Annotated in this window: 2 protein-coding genes; both read right to left on the bottom strand. The window is 74.3% G+C overall.

Annotated features, from left to right (window positions below; all coding sequences use genetic code 11):
* A partial coding sequence (murE, locus tag DVA66_RS18925) for a UDP-N-acetylmuramyl-tripeptide synthetase (RefSeq protein ID WP_198671947.1) occupies positions 1–1,017 on the bottom strand: 1,017 nt, incomplete at its 3' end.
* A 49-nt stretch (positions 1,018–1,066) separates the two neighbouring features.
* Positions 1,067–2,961: peptidoglycan D,D-transpeptidase FtsI family protein (locus DVA66_RS18920; RefSeq protein WP_157974140.1), on the bottom strand; the 1,895-nt coding region annotated here is incomplete at its 5' end.

Raw genomic sequence — 2,961 nt, 5'->3', positions numbered from 1 at the left:
CACCCGTCCGGAGGCGCCGAGCTGCTCGACCATCGCCAGCGCGAGGACGGCGTTGGAGACGTTGTGCTCCCCGGGCAGCGACAGCTCGACCGCGACCCGGCCGCCGGGGCCGACGAGGTCGAAGACCGTCCCGCCGGGGGTGGCGCGGACGTCCTCGGCGCGGTAGTCGCCGCCGGGCCCGGTGGTGACCACCGGCAGCCCGGCGCGCCGGCAGCGCTCCACGAGCCGCGCCCCGGCGGGGCTGTCCAGGCAGACGACCGCCCGCCGGGTGTGCTCGGCGGTGAACAGGGTGGCCTTGGCCTCGAAGTAGGCCTCGAGGTCGGGGTGGAAGTCGAGGTGGTCGCGGCCGAGGTTGGTGAAGCCGGCGACGTCGTAGACGACCGGCTCGGTGCGGCCGAGCACCAGGGCGTGGGAGGAGACCTCCATCGCCACCGCCTCGGCGCCGCGCGCGGCCACCGCGGCGAGCAGGGCCTGCAGGTCGGGCGCCTCCGGGGTGGTCACGGTGGTCCGCTCCCCGGTGAGCACCTCGCCGCCGACCCGGAAGCCGAGGGTCCCCACGGTCGCGGTGGGCAGGCCGGCGGCCGCGAGCGCCGCCTCGACCAGCAGGGTGGTGGTGGTCTTGCCGTTGGTGCCCGTGACCCCGAGCATCGCCAGCTGCTCGGCCGGGTGGCCGTACAGCGTGGCGGCCAGCCGGGCGGTGGCGGCGCGGGCGTCCTCGACCACGACGAGGCCGAGGCCGTCGGGGAGGTCGCCGAGCAGCTCGGCGCCGTCGCGGTCGGTGAGCACCGCCACCGCACCGCGGGCGACGGCGTCGCCGGCGAATCGTGCGCCGTGGGTCCGCTGGCCGGGCAGGGCGGCGTAGAGGTCGCCGGGGCGGACCTGCCGGGAGTCCAGCGTCAGGCCGGTCACCGGGCGGTCGGCGTCGCGCTGCAGGCCGCTCTCCCCCGCGGCGCGCACCAGCTGCCCGAGGGCGGTCGGCGGCGCGGGCGGGCGGAGCGGGTTCAGAGCGGTCGGCACGGCAGCGACGTTACTGGCCCGGGCCGAGATCGCCGCCCCACCGCAGCCCTCACCACGTCAGCTGGCCCTGGTAGGGCTCGCTGTCGGACGGCTGGATGCCGTAGCGCTGTAGGGCGAGCTGGGTGATGTCCTTGTAGGCCGGGCCGGCGATGGTGACGCCGTAGCGCCCCTTCTTCGGCTTGTCGATCTGGACGAAGGTGACGATCTGGGGGTCCTCGGCCGGGGCGAAGCCCATGTAGCCCGAGGTGTAGCCGCGGTAGCAGCCGCAGCTGGGGTCGATCCGCTCCGCGGTCGCGGTCTTGCCGCCGGTGCGGTAGCCCTCGATGGCGACGCTGCTGCCGGTGCCGCCGTCGCTGGTCACCGCCTCCAGCATCAGCGCCAGCTGCTGCGAGGCCTCCTCCGAGATCACCCGGCGGGGCTCGCCCTGCTCGACCGGCACCGGGTTGCCGTCCTTGTCGGTCGCCGAGGCGATGATCGTGGGCGGGTTGTACACCCCGCCGTTGAGCAGTCCGGCCACGGCCGCGGTGAACTGGATCGGCGTCATCGACAGACCCTGGCCGAAGGAGATCTGGTCCATCGTGTACTGCTCCATGTCCGGCCCGGGCAGGTAGCCGGCCGCCTCCCCCGGCAGCTCGATACCGGTGGGGGCGCCGAGACCGAAGCTGCGGTAGTACTCGAGGAGCTGCTGCGGGCTCATGTCCCGGGCGAAGGCGACCGTCCCGGTGTTGGACGACTTGGCGAGCACGCCGGTGGCGGTCAGCCGCATCCCGGCCAGCCGGTCGTCGGAGTCGGTGATGTAGCCGTCGCCCGAGGAGACCCGGTCGGGCAGGGTGACCCGGGTGTCGGGGGTGATCAGTCCCTGGTCGAGCAGGGCGCCGAAGGTCAGCACCTTCTGCACGCTGCCGGGCTCGAGGGCGTGGGTGACGGCCCGGTTGCCGAGGTCCTCGGGGTCGGCCTCGCCCGGGTCGGAGGCGTCGAAGCTCGGGTAGTTGGCCATCGCCAGCACCTCGCCGGTGCGGACGTTCATCACCACCGCGGTGCCCGACTCCGCGCGGGAGGAGTCCACCTGCTGGGCCAGCCGGCGCTCGGCGGCCCACTGCAGCTCGGAGTCGATGGTCAGCTGGTAGCCGGTGCCGTCCACGGCGGGCGTGAGCTCCTGGGTGCCGAGCGGGATCTTGTTGCCGAACTTGTCGCGCTCGTACACCTCCTCCCCCGACACCCCGGCGAGCTCGCGGTTCATCGAGTGCTCGAACCCGGCCGCCCCCTCGTTGGCGGCGTTGACGAAGCCGACGACGTTGGCGGCGACGGTGCCGCCGGGGTAGCTGCGGATCGGGTTGCTCTCGCGGAAGACGCCGTACAGGCCGAGGTCGCTGAGCTCGACGGCCAGCCGCTGGTAGGTGGCCGAGGGCACCTTCTTCTTGAGGTAGACGAAGCGGGTGTCGCTCTTGGTGAGGTTCGGCAGGTAGTCCGCGACGGTGCCGCCGAGGTGGCGGACGAGGACCTCGGCGATGCTGCGGGCCACCTCGGTGCCGCAGGGCCCGGTCTCGTCGGGCTCGCAGGCGGGGTTGGTGTGGGAGGGGTCGGCGGTGACGTTGACCGCCGGCTCGCTGCGGGCCAGCACCAGGCCGTTGCGGTCGGTGATGGTGCCGCGGGCGGCGTGCAGGGTCATCGAGTACTGCATCTTCTCCGCCGCCGACTGGGCGTAGGCGGCGGAGTCGAGCGCCTGCAGCTGGAACAGCCGTCCGGCGCACAGCGAGACCAGCACCGCCATCCCGATCAGCACCACCCGGATCCGCAGCGCGCTCTGCCCCAGCCTCAGCCGCAGCGGCTCGCGGGGCGGGCGGGGCGGGCGAGGAGGCCGGGCGGACTTGGGCTCGCGGGCGGTGCGGGACGCCCGGGCGGACGCCGGGGTGGTGCGGGCGGAGCCCGACCGGCGGGTGGACG

The organism is Desertihabitans aurantiacus (genome assembly GCF_003344635.1).
Taxonomy (GTDB): Bacteria; Actinomycetota; Actinomycetes; order Propionibacteriales; family Propionibacteriaceae; genus Desertihabitans; species Desertihabitans aurantiacus.
This window is presented reverse-complemented; position numbering and strand designations above follow the sequence as displayed.